The 20718-nt window shown below is 41.8% G+C and carries 17 protein-coding genes and 3 tRNA genes; 17 read left to right on the forward strand and 3 right to left on the reverse strand.

Features of this window, described 5'->3' with window-relative positions:
• Positions 1–9 precede the first annotated feature (9 nt).
• The 12 genes from AB4513_RS23365 (at position 10) to AB4513_RS23420 (ending at position 9768) form a co-directional block, all read left to right on the forward strand.
• A tRNA-Gly gene (locus AB4513_RS23365) sits at positions 10–85 on the forward strand.
• 80 nt (positions 86–165) lie between these two features.
• Positions 166–252 (forward strand) — tRNA-Leu (locus AB4513_RS23370).
• A 64-nt stretch (positions 253–316) separates the two neighbouring features.
• A tRNA-Cys gene (locus AB4513_RS23375) sits at positions 317–390 on the forward strand.
• Between the two features lie 565 nt (positions 391–955).
• On the forward strand, positions 956–1456 hold the full coding sequence (locus AB4513_RS23380) for a toxin-activating lysine-acyltransferase (RefSeq protein ID WP_017098612.1): 501 nt from the start codon (positions 956–958) through the stop codon (positions 1454–1456).
• Complete coding sequence (locus AB4513_RS23385) at positions 1446–2810, forward strand: protein adenylyltransferase SelO family protein (protein WP_102257972.1); 1365 nt, start codon at positions 1446–1448, stop codon at positions 2808–2810. The genes AB4513_RS23380 and AB4513_RS23385 overlap by 11 nt, the downstream gene beginning before the upstream one ends.
• Before the next feature lie 11 nt (positions 2811–2821).
• Entirely contained in the window at positions 2822–3997 is a 1176-nt protein-coding gene (locus tag AB4513_RS23390) for a glycosyltransferase family 2 protein (RefSeq protein WP_102257973.1), read from the forward strand.
• 51 nt (positions 3998–4048) lie between these two features.
• Positions 4049–4306 (forward strand): hypothetical protein, encoded by a 258-nt coding sequence (locus tag AB4513_RS23395; protein ID WP_102257974.1) that lies wholly within the window; start codon positions 4049–4051, stop codon positions 4304–4306.
• A gap of 51 nt (positions 4307–4357) precedes the next feature.
• Entirely contained in the window at positions 4358–4696 is a 339-nt protein-coding gene (locus AB4513_RS23400) for a hypothetical protein (RefSeq protein WP_017098605.1), read from the forward strand.
• Between the two features lie 16 nt (positions 4697–4712).
• Positions 4713–5675 (forward strand): radical SAM protein, encoded by a 963-nt coding sequence (locus AB4513_RS23405; protein WP_102257975.1) that lies wholly within the window; start codon positions 4713–4715, stop codon positions 5673–5675.
• A 28-nt stretch (positions 5676–5703) separates the two neighbouring features.
• Complete coding sequence (locus AB4513_RS23410; RefSeq protein ID WP_017098603.1) at positions 5704–6990, forward strand: HlyD family secretion protein; 1287 nt, start codon at positions 5704–5706, stop codon at positions 6988–6990.
• A 2-nt stretch (positions 6991–6992) separates the two neighbouring features.
• Complete coding sequence (locus AB4513_RS23415; RefSeq protein WP_102257976.1) at positions 6993–9137, forward strand: peptidase domain-containing ABC transporter; 2145 nt, start codon at positions 6993–6995, stop codon at positions 9135–9137.
• Positions 9130–9768: a DapH/DapD/GlmU-related protein gene (locus AB4513_RS23420; RefSeq protein ID WP_017098601.1), complete on the forward strand. Its 639-nt coding sequence runs from the start codon at positions 9130–9132 to the stop codon at positions 9766–9768. The genes AB4513_RS23415 and AB4513_RS23420 overlap by 8 nt, the downstream gene beginning before the upstream one ends.
• Before the next feature lie 197 nt (positions 9769–9965).
• Here AB4513_RS23420 and AB4513_RS23425 read toward each other — a convergent pair whose 3' ends face one another.
• Entirely contained in the window at positions 9966–11156 is a 1191-nt protein-coding gene (locus AB4513_RS23425) for a hypothetical protein (RefSeq protein WP_102257977.1), read from the reverse strand.
• 206 nt (positions 11157–11362) lie between these two features.
• Positions 11363–13387, reverse strand: coding sequence for a hypothetical protein (locus AB4513_RS23430; protein WP_240798319.1), 2025 nt, complete (start codon positions 13385–13387; stop codon positions 11363–11365).
• 134 nt (positions 13388–13521) lie between these two features.
• On the opposite strand from AB4513_RS23430, the gene AB4513_RS23435 reads away from it, so the two are divergent.
• From AB4513_RS23435 to AB4513_RS23455, 5 genes are read left to right on the forward strand one after another with little or no spacing between them, the layout of a single operon-like run.
• Entirely contained in the window at positions 13522–14595 is a 1074-nt protein-coding gene (locus AB4513_RS23435; protein ID WP_102257978.1) for a cytochrome-c peroxidase, read from the forward strand.
• A complete protein-coding gene (locus AB4513_RS23440; RefSeq protein ID WP_102257979.1) occupies positions 14582–15748 on the forward strand; it encodes a cytochrome-c peroxidase in 1167 nt (388 codons plus the stop codon). The genes AB4513_RS23435 and AB4513_RS23440 overlap by 14 nt, the downstream gene beginning before the upstream one ends.
• The gene (locus tag AB4513_RS23445) at positions 15745–16329 is read left to right on the forward strand and encodes an arsenate reductase (azurin) small subunit (RefSeq protein WP_065680018.1); all 585 of its coding nucleotides are present in this window, start codon (positions 15745–15747) and stop codon (positions 16327–16329) included. Before AB4513_RS23440 ends, AB4513_RS23445 begins: the two co-directional genes overlap by 4 nt.
• Complete coding sequence (locus AB4513_RS23450; RefSeq protein ID WP_170962719.1) at positions 16330–19074, forward strand: arsenate reductase (azurin) large subunit; 2745 nt, start codon at positions 16330–16332, stop codon at positions 19072–19074. It abuts the gene before it with no gap.
• A gap of 9 nt (positions 19075–19083) precedes the next feature.
• Positions 19084–19527, forward strand: coding sequence for a CopD family protein (locus tag AB4513_RS23455; RefSeq protein ID WP_102257980.1), 444 nt, complete (start codon positions 19084–19086; stop codon positions 19525–19527).
• Positions 19528–19717: 190 nt separating this feature from the next.
• Here the strand turns inward: AB4513_RS23455 and AB4513_RS23460 are convergent, their stop codons facing one another.
• Entirely contained in the window at positions 19718–20173 is a 456-nt protein-coding gene (locus AB4513_RS23460; RefSeq protein WP_102257981.1) for a plastocyanin/azurin family copper-binding protein, read from the reverse strand.
• Positions 20174–20718: the final 545 nt, after the last annotated feature.

Consider the following 20718-nt stretch of genomic DNA (forward strand, 5'->3'; position numbering starts at 1 on the left):
AATGAAAATGCGATACTAGCTCAGTTGGTAGAGCGCAACCTTGCCAAGGTTGAGGTCATCGGTTCGAACCCGATGTATCGCTCCAAATTTTGTAATGTTGATTCATTTTGACATTAAGATGGTGTTTTACTTTTCAGTAATCGGCATCGCAATAAAGAATTGCGTGCCCTGGTGGTGGAATTGGTAGACACAAGGGATTTAAAATCCCTCGGCGTTCGCGCTGTGCCGGTTCAAGTCCGGCCCGGGGCACCATCTATTTGATTGTTACCTTGTTGGGTAGTAATCAACAGAGTCGTTCTCTTAAAACACGACTGAAGGCGCCTTGGCAGAGTGGCTATGCAGCGGATTGCAAATCCGTGGACCTCGGTTCGACTCCGGGAGGCGCCTCCATCATTTAGAAAGCCCGATCAGAAATGGTCGGGCTTTTTTCATCTCTATAGTTTGCCAAATTATGCTGTTATAGGATGTCGCCATCGGAATAACAAATTTTTAGACATTCAATGTAGACAGTTGGTGAGTGGCACGGTTCTTCCCAACATGTTGCACTTTCCTCTACATTGAAAATATCCAATCCATTCTCATTTTAGATTTCTTTATTTTCAAGCCAGCATAACAGTTGATCATATACTTACTGAAGAAAGAGCCAGCATAATATTAAGCCGTTACAGCGAACCTCAATAAGTGTAAATACCATACCTGGTACCACCAGGGAGCTACTATAAGTTACATCCACATTACTCATATGTTAGCAAACAAGGGCTTTAATACGTAATTAAGTCTAAAGACAGAGTCGCCTAATTACACGAAGTCTCCCTCGCAAAATGTTGTAATAATTATGTTTATTAATAATAAAACTAGCGTTGTGAATCCAAATAATAACAGGTAGTAAGCGCTTTATTTAAACTTTAGTATTTAATATCGAAAGTACTAAATAACCGTAACTATGTAGGTTGTAATGAAAAGTAATCCTGTATCTATTCTTAACGGTAAAATATCCGGCCTACGCTATGGTCCTTTATCAAAGTTAGAAGTTACTCACGAATTAGGGCGGTTTGTAGAGGTAATGTCTAAATGTAATCAACGCAGTGATCTGAACATAGCTTCGTTTTTACACTGGATAAAACCAGCGGTAATTCATAGGCAATATAAGTTTTTAAAATTACCTAGCGATGTCGAATTTACAGGGTACGTTATTTGGGCATGGGTTGATGAATTAACGTTATCAAATTATATGACTCGACCTAGGTTCTCACTGAAGCCAATGAATTGGAATGAAGGGAGCAACTTAATAGTTGTGGACTGGTTTGTAGAGAAAAATAAGATCAGTCAGCTAAAAGAACTGTACAAGTTTTTCTTATCATCTACGAATCTTACTCTTGGTGAAGTGAATATTTGTATTCGGGATACTCAAGGAAATATAATTAAAACAAACAAACGGAGTCTGTATGGGTATTGAACTACTGAAAACATATAAGCTAGTTGGAACGCATAACACTCCGAGTGTAGGCAATGACTTGCCAGAAGAGTCCTTTGTTTCATTTTATGCTTATAAATTAAACGAAACTGAAGTTGTTTGGATTAATAGAAATCTAATTGAAGAATACAACATAGCGTTTGATGAAAATTTTCTTAAAGGAGAGTTGATTGACAATTTTAGCTACGTATCCAAAGGATATGCTAAGAAACAAAGAATGGAAATTAATGATAAAAAACAGTTCATGGCAGATCAATATGGTTCTCGACATGAGGTGTGCAACGGTGGTAGCGCTAGATGTGGATTAAACGGACATTTTCAAATTAAAGGTATTGGGCCCAACCCTTTAGTCGCTACGAATATATCTGAAAGTCACTCACATGGCAAATTATTTATTGATGAGGCTATTAGTGAAGCGATTTGGGGCGAGATTTGTCATAAGCATTTACCTTACGGAGCAATACGAACGTTAGCCATTATCAAAACCAATACAAAGCATAAATTTGGATATTTAGATGAAGCCCCTTACAAACACTGTGCTTTAGCAATAAGGGAAGTTTCAGTACGTCCCGCACACTTTGAGCGATGCACATTTTTCTGGCCAGCGGTGAATTATAGTTATCTTCGTGATAATGATGCTAATCGTGTGAGGAAGGCTTTACCTTACCTATCCAAGTTTCTGTTAGGTGGGGTTGAGGGTGCGTCACTTAGTGATGCTTTCAATAAAATGATTGATCGACTGGCCTGCCAGATTGCAGCATCGAGAGTTAAAGGTATTCCACATGGCTCTTTAACGAGCTCGAATATATCGGTTGACGGTCGATTTTTGGACTTTGGCACTATAACAGCTGTACCCGATTTCGGTAACTATGTACTGGCAAATGGTGTCGGGGCTGTATGGGATGACCATGCGCTCATCGAATCATGGCTCGTTAACTTCATTGATACTCTTAATCATTACTCGGAGGGCGACTTGACTCCAACTCAAGTTCGAGAGCACTCGTTTGGGTTTACAAGGTTACTTGATGAATATGAGAACAAGTTTTTGTTAATTGAGCTAGGGATTAAAGAACATTCAGGTTCTAATTTACAACAAGCGGGTCGTTTGAAAGAGCGACTAAAAAATGAGGATCGTAAGGTGATTACTCGTTTTAATGATCAAGAATTTCGAGAGAGCGTTTTAATAGAAGCAAAGAAACTTGGTCTTGATGTTAAGTCTGTTGAGTTCCCTTTACGAGATGCTAAATATTCAGCATTTTCCCTGCTTCAAGGCCACTTGAATACTAAGTACGACTATCAAACTGTTAGTCGCCTTGTTAATTGTTACTTAGCGTAAGTGAGATAGTTATGGTTGATGTAATTGAAGTGATTTTAATCGCAACATCTTTGTTCTCGTTTATTACAACCTTAGTTTTATTTGGGTTTTATAAACTGAAAAAATCTAAGTCTAAAAATAATAATGATCCGAAAGTTTCGGCCTTTTTACCTTTCTATAATGAAAACGAAGAACACCTAGTTTGCGCACTAAATAAGCTAAACGATCAAAATTATCCAAGTAAAATACAGGTAATTATTATTGATGATGGCTCCACAAACAACGCAATCAGTAGAGTTAAAGGGTGGATTGATAATACAGAGATGAACCATGACTTCCAAATAATAGAAAGGTCAGTAAATGGTGGTAGAAAAGGCTTCGCTTTAGATCATGTACTCGACCTTGGTGTAGCCACTGGTGATGTTTATGTTGTGGTAGATAGTGATACTTATATCGAGCCCAATGGGATCTATGAGTTGGTAACCAAGCTTTGGTCTGATGAAAAATACGCCGCGGTTTGTGGATATATTACACCAGAGAATCATGAAGATAGTTTTATAGGTAAATTGCAACATTATGAACATATCAGCTTTTATGGAGCGATAAGAGCAGCGCAAGATAAGTTGGGTTGTGTACCAGTACTAGCGGGTGCATTCGTTGCTCATCGAGCTTCAGTGGTGAAGAAGTTAGGGGGCTGGAGCGAGTGGTTAGTCGAAGATATAGCGTGGTGCTGGAAAGCAATATCAAACGGCTATCGCACGGGCTATGCACCTAAAGCAAAGGCAACAACGCAATGTCCAACGGACGCAAAAGGATTATTTAATCAACGGAGGCGCTGGGCTCGTGGCCGAGTTGAAGCTTATACAGAAGCGTGGAAGACGCATTGGGTAGCAGGTCTATGCGCATCCCCTTGGTTTCTATTGACTGCGGTACAGTACATATTTCCATCTAGCATTATTTTATTTGGCTTTATGATTGCATTGGGAATTTGGATTCCCATTGTAATCGGCGCTGCCAATATAATGATTTACTTTTTACTAGTGCAGTCCTATATAAAAGATTTTGATTTATCTAGTGATTTGTCAAATCGGCAAATGTTTAAAGCACCAATATATTCAGCATTGCTAGAGTCTATAACATGGCTTCCAAATTTACTTGGTTATTCAGATGAGATTTTGGGCAAGAAAAAAGGCTGGTTAACAAGATAGTTTCTATGAGCGCAGTACTCTTTACTGTAATTTAATATAAGGAAATAACTTATGTATAACTTAAATGTTGAAGAAATTTCAATGGTTGATGGTGGTGGTGATGGGAACGCTAGTGATTATCCAGCATCTCCAGGATCAAATAGACCAATGTCTCAGACCAAAGGAGCTGCAACAGCTGCTTCTGCTGCGGCATGGGCTGGCGCATTTGCTGGATGTATGGCTGCAACTGGTGGACTTGGTGCTATCGGCTGTGCAGCAGCTGCAACAGCAGCAGCCGCTGGAACTGGAGGCGCGGGAAATACCAACTAACTAATAAGCTACAGCCCTTAAATCAAGGGCTGTATAATATAGGAGAAATTTATGGATGTTAAACATCTTTTCCCTAACGAACAATGCAGAGTATTAAATGGCTCAATTATTGTTTTTAATGGTTCAATATTCGGTGGGGTTAGAATTAAGCAGAATGAAGAAGGATATATTGTTTGTTCTTCATCTGAAATCAAATCTATTTCTTTGGTCTTAATGGTATTTTCTATTTTGTTGATGTTCTTTGTAGTTCGACTTGATATGCCATTATTTTATGTAGCGTTGATTTTAGGGGTGATCGTTCAATCATTATCTATTGTTATTACCGAATTTCGCATTCTTTATATTAAAACAAGAATTTACACATGTTATGGTAATTTACATGATAATTAGAGATATGGAATGTAAAATGAAATTTTTTGTAATAAATTGGGCATTGACGAATAACTGCAACTACAAGTGTAGCTACTGTCACTCAGATCTGCATAGTGGCTCGATTAAAGCTCCATCGTATGAATTTGTAGTTCAGTTTATAGATGAAATATTTAAATATTCCAGAAAGTTGGGACTGAAACCATATTTTGAATTTGGTGGCGGTGAAGTGACTATACTTAGATATTTTAGTGACCTAATCAAATATATCCATAAAAATACTGGGTTAGTCAGCATTGTTTCAAATGGTTCGAAATCTTTGAAGTGGTGGAGTGAAAACGGTAAATTTTTAAATGGTGTAAGCTTGAGCTACCATTTAACAGATATCAAGAGCGAGTCTCATTTTATTGACATATCAAAGGTTCTTGAGGCGTCTCAAGCCACTCGCTTTCACGTCAATATAATGATGATTCCTGAGCGGTTTGATGACTGTTTAGAGTTTGCAAACCGGCTAAAACAAGAAGTTCGTTGCTCTATAGCTTTGCAGCCACTTTTTGAAGGCTTTGGACATGGTGGGATTACTAATAAGTACTCATATACGACCAAACAAGAGCAAATAATGAAAGACTTCAGAGGGCGACCAGAGATCAAAAAGCTTCCTCCAGCAATGGCTGAGTTAGAAGTAAACTATGCAGATGGCAAAACCGAGAATCTATCCACTTTTGATTTAATTGCCAATGATCAAACTAATTTTGTTGGTTGGGATTGTTATGCAGGTATTGATAGCTTAGTCGTTACGTTTAGTGGTGATATTTATCGTTCTTGGTGTATGCAAGATGGCCCCATTGGCTCTATTTATGATGAAAATGTTGAGCTTCCTACCAATCCAACCAAGTGTAGAACTAAAATTTGTCAATGCGGTGTCGATTTGTCGGCGAAAAAAGTGAATACAAAGTTGATTTCAAACAAGCAACAAGAAATTGCTGTTATACAGCTTTAGCATCGTTTGTTAAGGGAAAGGATTACCCGTGGTAACAAGAGCTAAGCATTTATATAGACCAGAGTATTTTGAGGCGCAGAAATCAGACAATCAAGGCTCAATTTTAATTGACGCTTCGTTGAATCAGCATATGTTTTTAGCTGCATCAATATTTGTTCTGATGACTATTATTTTTTTCGTTGTTTTTGCCGAATATACACGCAGAGATACACTGAACGGAGTGGTAAGTCCGACTGGCGGTATTGTGAAGGTACAGGCTAATGATGAAGGGTATGCTGAAAGTGTATTTGTCACTGAAGGCCAGACAGTGTTCTCTGGAGAACCTCTATATGAGATAAAAACAGAGCGTTATGATGAGTTTGGGCAGGGCGTGAAAAAACGCATTGTTGCTACCATTGAAAGTCAAATTACTTTGCTAAACGAACGTCGAGATAAAGAAATAGAGAAATCTCGGCATCAACTAAAAGTCATTGATGATGACTTAGTTCGTTTGTCAGAAGAGGCCGGCATACTGGAAGTTGTCGTTGATTTATCTGAACAAGAGCTAAGCCTTGCTCAAAGTTTGGTTGATAAACAACAAGTATTGGTCAACAAGCAGTTCATTTCTTCTATTGAACTTCAAAGACAAAGACTCGAGTTAATAACACTAGAAGCTAAGGTACAAACACAGCACCTTAGTTTACAGAGATTGGTCAGAGAAAAGGCCAAGTTGGAAGATACGAAAGATACGTTACAGTTAGAACTTGACATTACCCTCCAGGAAATAGACCGCCAGCTTCAACAAATCGCTCAAAGTAAAATCGAATACTTTTATCAAACAGATACTCAGGTTGTATCACCGATTAACGGTGTGGTTGCGTCAATTTTCGTCAAGGAAGGTCACTCAGTTAATAAAGGTCAACCTCTACTCGTTGTTATTCCTGAGGGTGAAGAGCCTGTCGTTGTTGAGCTTTATGCGCCCAGTCGCAGTATAGGTTTTATTAAAGAAGGTCAGAATGTTCGTTTACGGTTTGATGCGTTTCCCTATGAAAAGTTTGGTGTTCAGCAAGGTGTTGTCGACTCCATATCAAAATCTGCAGTCTCCGCGGATATGTTACCAAATAGCCCGCTGATCCAAAGTCAGATTTCTCGTACGTATGGTGGTGTTGGGTTGTATCAAGTGAGAGTCACATTAGAGAAGCCAACCATTACTGTTTATGGGGACGAGCAAACGTTTGTTCCAGGAATGACATTAACCGCAGACATTGAACTTGATACACGCAAGGTCTACGAGTGGCTGTTAGAGCCTTTGTACACGATTAAAGGGCGAATATAACCATGCATACAGAAGGGCTTATAGATTGGGGGTGGGGGAGGAAACTCTCTTTGATCCGACAGACAGAAAAGGCGGAATGTGGTATCGCTTGTTTAGCTATGGTTGCCGATTGGCATGGTTATAAAGCCGACCTACGCTCACTAAGGGCAAAATGCGGTATTACTCAGCATGGGATGTCGTTTGCTCGGCTTATTGAGTGTGGTGCACTTCTCAAGCTTTCGGGGCGGGCGGTTCGCTTAGAACTACAGGAATTGGAGCAATTAGCCACACCCTGTATTTTACACTGGAATCTAAATCACTTTGTTGTGTTAAAGAGAGTGCGTGGGAAGAAGATTGACATTCATGATCCTGCAAGTGGATCGTTGACACTAAGTTATGATGAGGTAAACCAACATTTCACAGGCATAGCTCTAGAGCTAACACCAACTCATGACTTCGAAGAAAAAGTGGGAAGTAAAGCCGTTCGGTTATCGACTCTCATTGGTAAAACCGTTGGCTTAAAAGAGGCGTTAGGACGGATTTTTGTTTTCGCATTGGTACTAGAGCTATTAGCGCTTACCTTGCCCATTTTCAACCAAATCGTGATTGATGAAGTATTGGTTGGATATGACAAAAACCTTCTTGTACTCGTCATTGGAGCCATTCTGATAGTAACTGCGACGCAAACTCTAATTGGTCTTGCCCAGCAATGGGCGACAATCAAGCTGTCAGTGAACTTTAATATGCAGTGGGCTGCGAACGTTTTCCATCACTTGTTCCGGTTACCGATAGATTGGTTTGAAAAAAGGGATATAGGGAGTATTAGTGCTAAATTTTCCGCTGTGGATGTCATTCAGCAGACGTTAACAACCAGTGCAATTCAAGCTCTACTCGACTTAGTATTAGTTGTTGGCACTCTGTCGGTTATGTTGGTTTACAGCCCTGAACTCTCATTCATTGCCATCGCTGCTGCGTTAGGTTACATCGCTCTTCGGTTTGCGTGGTTTGGCGCGTTTAAACGCGCCGAAGAAAATACCTGGGAAGCCAGCACTCAAGAAGACAGTTATTTCATAGAGACAGTTCGCGGTGTATTAAGTTTGCGAGTCAATGGGGCGTTACCTTGGAGGGAGTCGTCTTGGCGAAACCTCAATATTAATAGAAGAAATGCGCAGCTACATGAGCAAAAGCTCGGGATGATCTATAACACAATTAATGTGACCATTGTTAGCATTGTGTCTGCGACTGTTCTCTGGTTTGGTGCAAATTTGGTTTTGGATGGACTATTTACTATCGGTATGTTGATGGCGTTTCTTTCGTATCAAGGGCGTTTTTCTGCCAGCATTAGTTCACTAATCGATAAGTATTTCGAGTTTAAGATGCTATCTGTGTACAACGAGCGTTTAGCAGATATTGTCTTAACCGAAAAAGAAACGGATAACGAGCCTGATGTCATAGGGTTACCCGTTGCAATAAATAATCAGGGCGATAATGTTATCGAGTTTGACGAGGTATACTTCTCTTATGGAAAAGACCAACCTCCTATTCTTAACGGTGCAAGTTTTAGTGTAAAAAGTAATGAGATTGTAGCGTTAGTTGGGCCGTCTGGTTGTGGTAAGTCAACCATTTCTAAACTGCTATTGGGTATTTATTCAGTCACATCAGGTAGCATTAATTATTTCGGTAATAAATCGCCTGCCTCCAAATCTCTTAGAGCTCAGGTTGGCGCGGTGTTGCAAGAAGACCAGTTGTTTAGTGGTTCGATTATCGAGAATATTACATTCTTCGCTGGCGATTTAGATGAAGACTGGCTTGTGGAGTGTGCTCGTAGGGCGGGTGTTCACGATGATATCGAAAGCCTAAATATGGGGTACCACACGTTGGTTGGTGAGATGGGCTCTAGTCTCTCAGGAGGTCAAAAACAAAGGATTCTCATCGCGCGAGCTTTGTATAAAAAACCCAAGTTTCTCGTATTGGACGAAGCGACAAGTAGCTTAGATATCTATACGGAGTCGTTTGTCTGCCAGATGTTTAAGGAAATCAATACTCCTATATTGATGATTGCTCACCGCCCAGAAACCATTGCTTCGGCTGACAGAGTATTACTTATGGAGGGAGGTTTGGTTCAGGAAATTCCCAATAATTTTAAGCAGGAAGCTCAAGATGTATAAATCTGAAAGAATACTCTGCCCAGATAATCATTCTGAATTATCTGGTGCTGCATTGATGGAGCAATACAACCAATTTTTTGGTGGAGACGATTGGGTTACGTTCTCTGGATGCCCGGCTGTTACCTTGACTAAAGTAGGAGTTAAAGGCTTCGAAAATTTTCCAGAAGGGGATGAGGCTATTACTATCGATTCTGGTTGTTACATCGAGTCGTCTAACCTTCCTGCTTTCCCTTCCGGCATCACAAAGCTGACCAGCGTTTCAGTTAACGACAGGCCTTTTGGAAAAATAGTGATCGGGCAAGGTTGTGTGCTTCAAGGAACTACTATTTGTGCTTATGAAAAAGTATCTATAGGAAACAATGTTATGTTTGGTCCAAATACAGTGGTTATGGATTGTAGTGGTCATGCTCTTACTAATAGAGGTCATCCAGATGAGCTTGATCGTCTAACAGCTGAGCCCATAACAATAGGCAATGATGTTTGGATAGGTTATGGGTGTATTGTTTTACCTGGCGTTAATATTGGCGATGGAGCAGTTATAGGGGCAGGTAGTGTTGTCACAAAGGATATACCGGCTAATTGTATGGCTGCGGGTAACCCGTGTACTGTAAAGAAAAAGGAATTAAGTTAATCGAAAGTTGAGCTGGCAACATACACATACAAGTTTTCCCTAAACCACCTATTTTGATAGTGCTTCCTGTCACTTAATTTTCCCGAATGACTTGTAGCGGTCAATTGAGCTAGGAGGCACTCCGTTTACATCAAACTCTACAATATTGTGTAATGTCACTGTTGGTTCGTTTTGACTAAATTGTAAACTGGTCAATATTACCTAAAAGACAAAAGCTGATCAGTGAACTGTACTTTTTCGATACTGGATAGCACGTTCAAGCCATCACGTGAAACAACGGTATCATTAAGTTGAATTTTACCATTCCCCAGTTCATGGATCTGGTATTCACTTTTAGGGCCATGGGCGATCACTGTATTTACCCCCGCGTTTCCGGTTACGCGGTTGTCATGCTCGTTGATCTCAATATTCGCATCATTGTTACCTGATAGCGTTAGTTTAGTAAGATATTTAGAGTGATGAGTATAGGACGTCGCTGGGTCATACCTCATTTTAAATGTTCCGGTGAATGTATCGGCAAGGTATGCATCGTAAGTCAATGTTGGAGAGAAAATCTGCTTCACTATCGCTTGTGCATCGGGGTCTTCTTTTGAGAAATCGTCGCGGGTTTTAACTTGGTATAACCCCCACATACCTTTGCCGTTGTATGCTCCCCAAAGCCCGTAGTAGCAGTCAATTACAGCGGCAAAGTACTCTTGATCAACGCTGACTTCTTCTTGCCACTCTTCTAAAATATCACGGGGTGGCGTGTAAGCATGGTGTAATGCTTGTCTCTGTATCGCATTAAATTCTTTTTGAAATTCTGGTAATGCGGTTACTGCATCTTCAGGCGCGTTAAAAACCCCGATGCCATAGTCATGGACTAAATGCAGTATTTCCTCATAAGAGGCGTCACGATGCTCTTCATAATCTTGTTGGACATACCATTCACCGCCTTCAACCTGAATCTCTTCTTCGAACAAGGGCTGCCCGGGCAAGTCATCGTTGTATCGTGGCTCATCGTAATAATTCATTAGCTTTAGTATTGCGCCATTGTTGGCCATCGCGTTTGCAATCTCGCGTTTTGAGTCAGTGCTCCCATACTTAGTGCCATCAACAGGGGTTAGATAGTGGTTGAGAACATTGACGGCTTTGACTATTTGATAATCGCTCAGGCGATCCATAATCAAAATATGGATAGATTTGCCATTCGGGGCATTGACCGCTACATATCGGTTGTAGCCTGCTTGAGAGTATTCAACGAATTGAGAGGGAACGGCTTCAATCGTGACCCCATGTACAACTGACGGTGCTGCGTTTGCCTGATTGAATAGCGATTTATTTTGATTTGAACCGCATCCAATGAGAAAGATAGCTGTCGCTAAGGTAGCTAAAGATAGAGTTTTCATGACACACCTTATTATTCATACGAAGTATCAATATACGGAACTGCAGTGCGTTGTTTAGTGACAGAAGTTGCTGTTAGACAAACCCATACAATACCTTACAAATCGAGGCTTAATTCGTTGCTACTAACTTTACCGGCTGCGAGTGAAGTAAAAATGAAAGCCTCAAATCAATGGGCTTGATTTTGCTACCAAATTTGAGTTCTTTGTTAGGGGGGATGACTTGTCGTTTCAAGATACGTGAGAGTGGCTTGAAGAGTCGTTGAGGATCGGTGATCTAATTCACTTTCAAGTATTTCATAAACCGTATGTGCTTCAAAGTTTGCCAACTGTGGATAAAGCAACGGCTCTTCCAAAAGCAACCCGATCAGTTTCTTCTGGGGACAAACACCGTTAAGCGCAAGTTGATTGAGCGCTGCGTGCTGAATGCCGATATACGAATGTTTGATCAATTCTAATAATTGTTGCTCGTCATTGATGTGTTTTATTAAGCCGACTCTTAAAGATAGGCAGGGTGATGACATCAGTGACAAACGGTTCTGTTGTATCCAATCATCGCCAAGCCAGTCGAGGATGTCGCCGATATTTTCGGATTGCTCATCTAGCAAGAGTTCTAACGTGAGCTGATTAAAGCGTGATGATTGTACATCGGAAAAGCTTATATTGTGTCTACATAAGGCATGAATCAAGGCGTGAAATGCCGCTTTGGTTAGATGACTTATTTTGTCGTCAGAGCAAAGGCCGCACAGCCATGTTTTGTTTGAGCAAAACTCTAGAGCGATCGCTTGATTTTCTAGAGCCTCTATCTTTGCAGATCTGTTAGAACGCTTCTTTACTGAAGTAGAAGTAGATGCGACGGTAGAGTCAGCGTTAGAGATAGCAGGTGAGTGAGCTTGTTTTAATGCATCAAGTGTTGATGTAATAAGTGCTGACTGTTCATTGGTGCCATTGATTACCGTGTTATTCATTTCATCTATAGGGGCGATGCTCGTTGTTGTTCTAGGTTTTAATGAAGAATCCGCAACTATGATACCTGATGTCCCTAAAGTGAGTTCTTTTAAATAGCTTTGGTGGCTAGTTTTTGGGTTTTTCGAAAGGTGTTCAATTAACAGTCGCTTGATAGAGTTACTACAAGCTTCCTGCTGAAGTTGTTGCTGAATAAAGGCAACGCTAAATTGTTCGGAAGTTTCAGTTAATAGGCTGTTTAGGCTGTCGAGTTGTTCTGACTCTTCCAACTTTGAAAACACTTGATAGAAATGGGGTATAAAACGGGCTAGTTGCAACTGTTTATGCTGAGTTTCCAAATTTGAAATCAGTAAAATAACCGCTGCGGTTGCATTGGCTAGATTCGGTTTATTTTGAAGTTGGTCAATGACATGCAGTTTATCTTTGTTACTCAGTAGCCCTATGAGTGAGTTGAGCAGCATACCAGATAGCAGCAATTCAAAATTAAGGTGCTTTATATCTACTAGGTAATTCCATTTCGTTAATTGATGTACAGAGCTCTCTCTGATGGATGGGTCTGAATGAGACAGGCCGTTTAAAAATACCTGCAGATATTCACGACAATCCATTTCAGATAGACGCTGAAATGCGACTTTTTGGCAGCTAATATCAGGGTGTTGTGTGGCTTTGTACAAGACTATTTTGTCTTGAGTGTTTCTCAAAAAAATCCGAGTATCAGCGGTGCTTTTGAGTACGTTGTTTTCATTTAGCAGAGTAGGGGAGTGACGCGAAAGTAAAGCAATGAGTTTGCCTTTTAGATCTGGCTCGGGGTCATTCTGAAGTCGGTGTAGTAAACGCAGAGACTGTTCGTGATCTAGTTGGTGTTTGTGATTGTCTAAAATCCGCGCAGCAATCAAGCTGATGTCATCTCCGTCATTCCAACCCCCATCCCAGTAGTCATTTTCGTCGCATACTGCTTCTAATAATACAGGAACAGCGAGTAGAGAGTGTTGGTTGTTCTCAATAGCCATTAACGATGCCAATTTAATTTCGCTGTCGTCCCAGTATTGATAGCAGTTGAGGATGGGCTCAATAGGCGCTGCATTATCTAAAGCGAGGCATTCAAGACTCGTGAGAACAAGGTCAGGATTCTGGGACTCTAACCTTTCTATAATCAGATATTTAGTGTTTTGAAAACGGCTTAATATTTGTGCTGCCAATACCTGTTCGGATAGGTTTCCAGTCAAGTAGATGTGTTTAACTTTGTGAAGTAATTTATCTAGAGACATATATTCAAGCACCACTGAATTAACAAGTTTGAATAATAACTCTTATCATTTCTAATTGTATGATCCTAATCATATCTTTAATGTTTCATGTGTTAATAATAGGGGTGGATGATAGTAACCCCGAAGGAATGTCGATGAGCATCGCACTAAAAAGCTTGGTAGGAGTGTGTGCCCTTTTCTCTGCAACTCTATACGCCGCTCTGCCCCCTATGAGTATAAATACGGCGAAGGCAGAACTCGGTAAACGACTGTTTTTTGATACGCGCTTGTCCGGGGACGACTCGATATCGTGCTCCAGTTGCCACATTCCATCTAATGGTTTTTCTTACCCTGAACCGTTGAGCCCTGCCTATACGGGGAGTGATGGATTTCGCAATGCTCCAACACTTATTAATACAGCCTATAAAGAGGTGTGGTTTCACGATGGTCGTATTGGCACCAACCTAAACGATGTGGTGCGGGAGAATATCACTGAAGACTGGCTGATGAATATGGACATGCGTTTGATGCAGGAACGCCTCAAACAAGATCCAATATACGTTGAGATGTTTAAAGCGGCCAATCTTGGAGAACCGTCAAATGGCGGAGTACGCAAAGCTCTGCCTGAATACCTAAAAACATTGACTTCGAAAAACGTCCCTTTTGACAAGGGTGAGCTTAGCGACTTAGCCAGCCAGGGAGAAAAGCTGTTCACAGGCAAAGCGGGGTGCAGCCAATGCCATCGTGGTGCTCTGTTTTCGGACGGAAAGGCACACAATACCGGAGTGCCAGAAAATCATGAGATATTTTTAGACCCAATGCGACATCAATCTTTTCTTGCCTACAACATGTTTATGGGTGTGCAAGATTACTTAACGTTAAAGCGCGATGTTGGTGCGCATGTTCAAACTCATAAAGCGGATGGTAGCGATCGCGGTAAGTTCATAACGCCAACGCTGCGAGAGCTCACTCAAACTGCGCCGTATATGCACAATGGCATGCTTACCACGCTTGAAGATGTGGTTGAATTTTATAATCAAGGTGGTGGCGAAGACTCAAACAAAGACTCTCGACTCACCACGCTTTCCCTAACGGACTATGAAAAAAAGGCGCTGGTGGCTTTTTTGGAATCGTTATCTGGAGATGCCCTTATAGGCGAAGAATACGAATGGTTAGACTATGACTTCGGCTACGAATACACGGAGGATTGGTCAAATGCTCGTAACTAAACGCTCTGTATTAAAGGCAGCACTCTTTATTCTTATTGGGATGACGGGGCTTCCCAATGTTGTTAATGCAAAGGTACAGCTTGAGCCTCTAGGGGAGGTGCCTGTGCCTGCGGATAATAAACAAACACCAGAAAAAATTGAGTTGGGAAAGATCTTATTTTATGACGGTCGGCTAAGTGGCGATACGACTAGCCCATGTGCTGGTTGCCATATTCAATCTCAGGGCTGGGGTTTTCCTGATGACCTATCCATGGGATATCCGGGTACGGTACATTGGCGTAATAGCCAAACGATTATTAATGCGGCTTATTATGACAAATTTTTCTGGGCGGGCAGCGCTATGTCATTGGAAGCGCAAGCCAAAGATGCTGCGAAGGGCGCGGTCGCGGGTAATGGTGAAGATGACATCATGGAAGCGCGTTTAGCGTTAGTACCTGAGTATGTTGAACGTTTTAAGCGAGTGTTTGGTGATGATACTCCGAAAATACACAACGCTTGGCGTGCTATAGCCGCGTTTGAACGTACGATGATTCAACGCGACATACCAATAGACAACTATTTACTCGGTGACAAAACCGCTTTGTCTGAGTCCCAATTGAAGGGTAAAGCACTGTTTGAGGGAAAAGCGAATTGCATAGCTTGTCACAACGGGGCTTTGGCTTCTGACCAGAAATTCTACAACATTGGCGTGCCGCCAAGCCCTTGGTGGAATGATGATGGACTGGCACAGATAACGTTTCGATTTGAGCTTTATTCTAAAGGTGTCACCGAAGAGATGTACCGCACTACAAAGGCTGATCCCGGTGCTTACTTTCGTGCAAAACGTAAAGAGATGTTAGGTAAGTTTCGCACGCCAAGCCTACGTTATACAAAATACACTGCGCCCTACATGCACAATGGCACTATTCCAACTTTAGAAGCGGTGATTGATTTCTACGACCGAGGTGGTGTGGCGGATGACGGACGTACTACTGGTTACCCTCAGACAAAATCTGCTTTAATTCAACCTCTCGGTTTAACGGAGCAAGATAAAAAGAACTTACTGAGCTTTATCGAAGCATTTTCAGGTGAACAGATTTTTATTGAAGAGCCGACAATTCCAGAATACCAACCGTTATTTACTAAAGACGAACTTGCTGGAGCAGAAAAATGATCGCCAACTCAGAGCAAAATTCGAGTAAACGACACAACAAATGCATGATGTCACGACGTGATTTTTTACTCTATTCCGGCGCGGCGACTGCCGTCTCTATGGTTCCTCTTACCTTATTTGCAGGAACGGATTCTGAAACTCAGGTTGAAGGTCGTATTGTTGGTTACCCGCGTAAGAAAATCGCAAAGTTAAGTCAACTCAGTAACCACATTCCGGTTCACTTTCAATATCCAGATGAAGGAAAAAACTCGATTGCGATGCTGGTTAAATCCGACATCGAATGTGGCGGTGGGATAGGGTTACAGCGCGATATTGTGGCGTACTCGATGACGTGTACTCATCAAGGTGGGCCTTTAACCGGTGCTTATAAAGCAACAGGGGAGCATCGCATTGTCGGGCAGTGTCCATTCCACCTGTCTACATTTGATTTACGTCGCCATGGCATTATGGTATCGGGTCAAGCCTTTGAGAGCTTACCTCAAGTACTGCTGGAGCTAGAAGGTGATGATATCTATGCGGTCGGGGTTATGGGATTGATCTTTGGTCGAATGGAAAATCTGATCGATGTGGAGGTTAGCTAGATGACTCAATTTTCTTTTAACGATAAATTGGCTGTAAACGATCAATCAGCTTTAAACAGCCAGTATCTGCAACCGACCAGTACATTACTGCCACCTGCTAGTGCGGAAGTCATCACAACAGCGTGTGACTATTGTATTGTTGCGTGTGGTTACAAAGTCTATCGTTGGCCTGTGAGTAGCCCTTCCGGTGGCCCTGCTGCAAGTGAAAATGCATTTGGTGTCGATTTCCCGGTTCATGCTTTGCAAGCTTGGGTTTCGCCACAGCAACACAATATTATTTCGCATAATGGCAAACCACACCATGTGGTGGTGGTAGCGGATAAAGACATACAAGTCGTCAATAAAGGCGGTGATTCTTCGGTTCGTGGTGGACTGCTCGCAAGAAAGCTCTATAACCCAGAAACACCAACCAAAGATCGATTGAAGCAACCGCTTGTTCGAATTAATGGACAGTTGCAACCAGTTGAGTGGGATTTCGCATTGGATATAGCAGCCCAAGTCGGCCGTCATGTGATTGATATGCACGGTTCAAACAGTTACTGCGTGAAAACCTATTCTTATCAGTATATTGAAAACACCTACGCGATAACAAAGTATGCATTGCGTCATGTCAATACCGCGAATTTTTCGTTTCATGATACGCCGTCAGATGTCACCGCAACCCCAGGATTTCGAGATGCGGGTTTTGATAATTTTGCTCCAAGTTATGATGATTGGGGCGCGGCAGATACTTTGATGATCTGCGGAACAGATCCGTATGAGACAAAAACCATCATCTTTACGCAGTTTATTATGCCGGCGGTGCATCGTGGGATGAAAACCGTGATTTTGAACCCTCGTGAAACCGCTGGAATAGCGTGGCTTAAAGCTCAAGGTGGATTGCACCTCGATATTAATCCCGGTAGCGATAATCTTGTGATTGGTGCAATTGCTCGAGTGATCTTAGAGCAAGGCTGGCAAGACAATGAGTGGATTGAAAACTGGGTCAATAATAAATGGGAATCGAGCTCAGGTTTTGGTCAGGGTACTCGTAATACGCCATGGCAATGGAGAACCACTTGGGGCAAATTCCAAACGAATGGCTTTGATGATTATAAGCAATGGAATTTGGAGCAGAAAGAGTACGCACCTGAGTATGCCGCATCGATCGCGGGTATTGATGTGGAGAAGATCCACAAAGCCGCTGAGATGTTGGCAATGCCAGTCAACGGTCAACGAGTTAAAGCCTCAATTGGTATAGAGAAGGGCTTTTATTGGTCGAATAATACCGGGAATACCAACGCCATCGCCTCCCTTGCAACGATAATCGGTACTGGTGGCCGAGAAGGGCGTGTGATTGGTCGATTTGGTGGGCATCAACGTGGTGGACTAGCCGGTGGGAAACTACCAAGGAATAAGTCACCTGAAAAAGTCGCAGGTAGGCGCAGGCGCTCAATAGACACCGATAGATATCTCTATTCCGGGCATACCCGTATGGCCCATGTCATTGGTACAACATGGATTCAAGCTATGTGTAGTAGTTATGGGTTGAAAGAGAAATTCACCGACTTAACAACACGTAATCCTCACCAAGCGATGCGACGTGATAAACAGCACATTATAGATACACTCAAAAAGCGTGCAGATTCCGGTGGAATGGTCGTCATCAATCAAGATATTTATTTACGTGATCCTATTGGTAAACAATTCGCTGATATCATCTTTCCGGCCGCGACTTGGGGGGAAGAGGATTTCATGCGCGCTAATGGTGAGCGTCGTCTACGCCTTTACCAAAAGTTCGCTGATGCGCCGGGTCAGGCTAAGCCAGACTGGTGGATTGTTGCTCAAATGGCTTCGCGAATGGGGTACGATGGGTTTGATTGGCAAAACTCAAATGATGTAGCTGAAGAGTCATCACGATTTAGCCGTGGTAGCCGTAAAGATTTCAATATGATTAAAGTCGCAGCACATGCTGAAGGAAAAACTCTTCATCAAAAGCTCGCTGAATTTGGTACCGAAGGGATCCAAGGGCCTGTTTTTTATAACTATGACACCAAAAAGCTGATTGGCACTAAGCGCCTACATGACACTGAAATGAGTTGGGATGATCTGGTCGATAAAGGGCTGCAAGATGGCCCTCAAGGCGCCAATATTATGCGTAAACAGCTCACTCAATTTAATAGTCAGACGGGGAAGGTCAATCTTCAAAAACATCCTTGGGATCTGTTTAGTGATTTTCATCGTTGGCTTACCCCAAAACAGGACGAGTTATGGTTTTCGAATGGTCGTATTAACGAGATTTGGCAGTCAGGGTTTGATGATACCGAACGCAGGCCTTACATCACTCATCGTTGGCCTGAAAACTGGATTGAAGTACACCCGGAAGATGCGGACAAACGGGGCATAGAAGCCGGAGATGAAGTACTGGTGTACTCGGAGCGGGTGGCCAATTTTAAAGATACGATTCTGGGTATCGAGTCAGACGATTTTCAGTTTAGTAACCTAATGAAAAATGGTCACATTCAACTGGATTACGCGGAGATTAAAGCCGTTGCGATTGTCACCTCAGCCACGAAAAAAGGTGTGTTGTATTGCAATATGATGGACATGAAGAACCCAGCGAATGCTTTAACAACAAGGGTAGTTGACCAAATCAGTGGTAACTACAACTACAAAATGGGCGTCGCCAAAATAAAGAAAATTGGCGAATCAAAATATAAGCGTGAGTTTGAAGGGTTCTCCTTTGCACCACGTAACATTGTGTAAGGGAAGTTTATGTTTGGCGTATTATTGGTTTTGCATGTATTGGCTGCCACCATTTGGACGGGAGGGCACATTATTCTCAGCGTCGTTATCCTTCCTAAAGTCTTGAAACACCGTTCTCCAGAAATGTTATTGGAATTTGAGCAAGGGTACGAAAAGGTGGGAATACCTGCTTTGGTAGTTCAAGTGGTGACTGGGTTGATGCTCGCTTATCACATATTGCCGGACGTTAACTTATGGTTTGATATGTCTATTCCACTGGCTCATGGCATTGCCGCTAAATTGACGTTGCTGTCTCTGACGGTATTGCTAGCCCTAGACGCACGCTTTCGTGTGGTTCCAAAACTATCGAAGGACAACTTGGTTGATATGGCGCTGCACATTGTGCCAGTGACCATTATTTCAATTTTGTTTGTGGTTGTCGGAGTTTCATTTAGAACGGGTTGGCTAGTTTGATCTGCTTTTACGTTTAGTGCGGAATATTTGACAATATCTAAGTTAGATAAGTTAGATAAGTTAGATAAGTTAGAAGAAACAGCGCCAATTCGGCGCTGTTTCTTCTTGTTACTGACCCCTTGCCTGTCTTCAGGCTAGCATTCCTATCACACATCAACAGAGAGCTGATGCTTCAAGACAGGGACAAAGGTTATTGAATTTTTTGCTCTGCTTGATCGAGCAAGCCTTGCATCTTTTTCTGAGCTCTGCGACTCACACGTTTTTTGGCCGCGGTGCGAGCTTCTTCTAAGTTAACACTAGGATCACCAACAACCACAAGTGCCACCATTCCGTGTCGGTGATGTACTTTACATTTTATGCCATAAACTCCGGGCTTATCAAAAGTGACTTCCTGAGCGTTTGACCCGGATATCATAAGAGGTTTAGCACCGTCAGGAAGCATCCCTTGAATGCTATGAGCAGTATGAGAGCCAACGGTTCCTTTAAAAAGCACCTTGTCACCAGGTTCGATTTCTACGTAATCAGGAATGAATTGGTACATCTTGTCGATGTTTTCAGAATTCATGTCCATCACTTGTTTGATGACCTTTGTTTCAGCAAACGCAGGGGCTGCAATAATAGATAGGATTAGTAAAATTAGGCGCATCGTATTCACTCTGTTAAATAAGAATTATTTTCAACAATGCTAATTTATTCAGGGTTTGGTTGGAAGTTGATTTTTACATCACACATGTGAATCAAAAGGGTTCTTGTGTTAGATCAAGCAAACAAACCGATGACCCAAGTTATAAACTGAGTTCATCTCGACATTAAAGGGCGAACAGCTTTGTTTACATTACGAATAGGTAGGAGTGGTTTTCACAATTACACATAGTTTTTCACGCAAACGGTGTTCTACATGTATTTATAGGCTTCTATATATATTTATAAGAAGCTAAATGAAAATGATTGTCATTTACTTACGTTGTTGGTAACCTGTTGTGAAAGTTTACAACCTACTTCTTAATGCGTTGAAGTGTATATAAAACCCCGCTAAACCCTACCAAACCTACGGTTATTCGTTTGCTTTGACTGATAATTAAGCAGTTCTACCTCTTTTGTTCTACCCCTTTTGGGTAGTTCGATTTCGTAATTGATTTACATCATATTTTCATTTTCTTTCATAATTCATTATTCGTGTAGTTAAGAAAT

It is taken from the genome of Vibrio sp. 10N.222.54.E6 (assembly GCF_041473955.1).
Lineage (GTDB): Bacteria > Pseudomonadota > Gammaproteobacteria > Enterobacterales > Vibrionaceae > Vibrio > Vibrio tasmaniensis_A.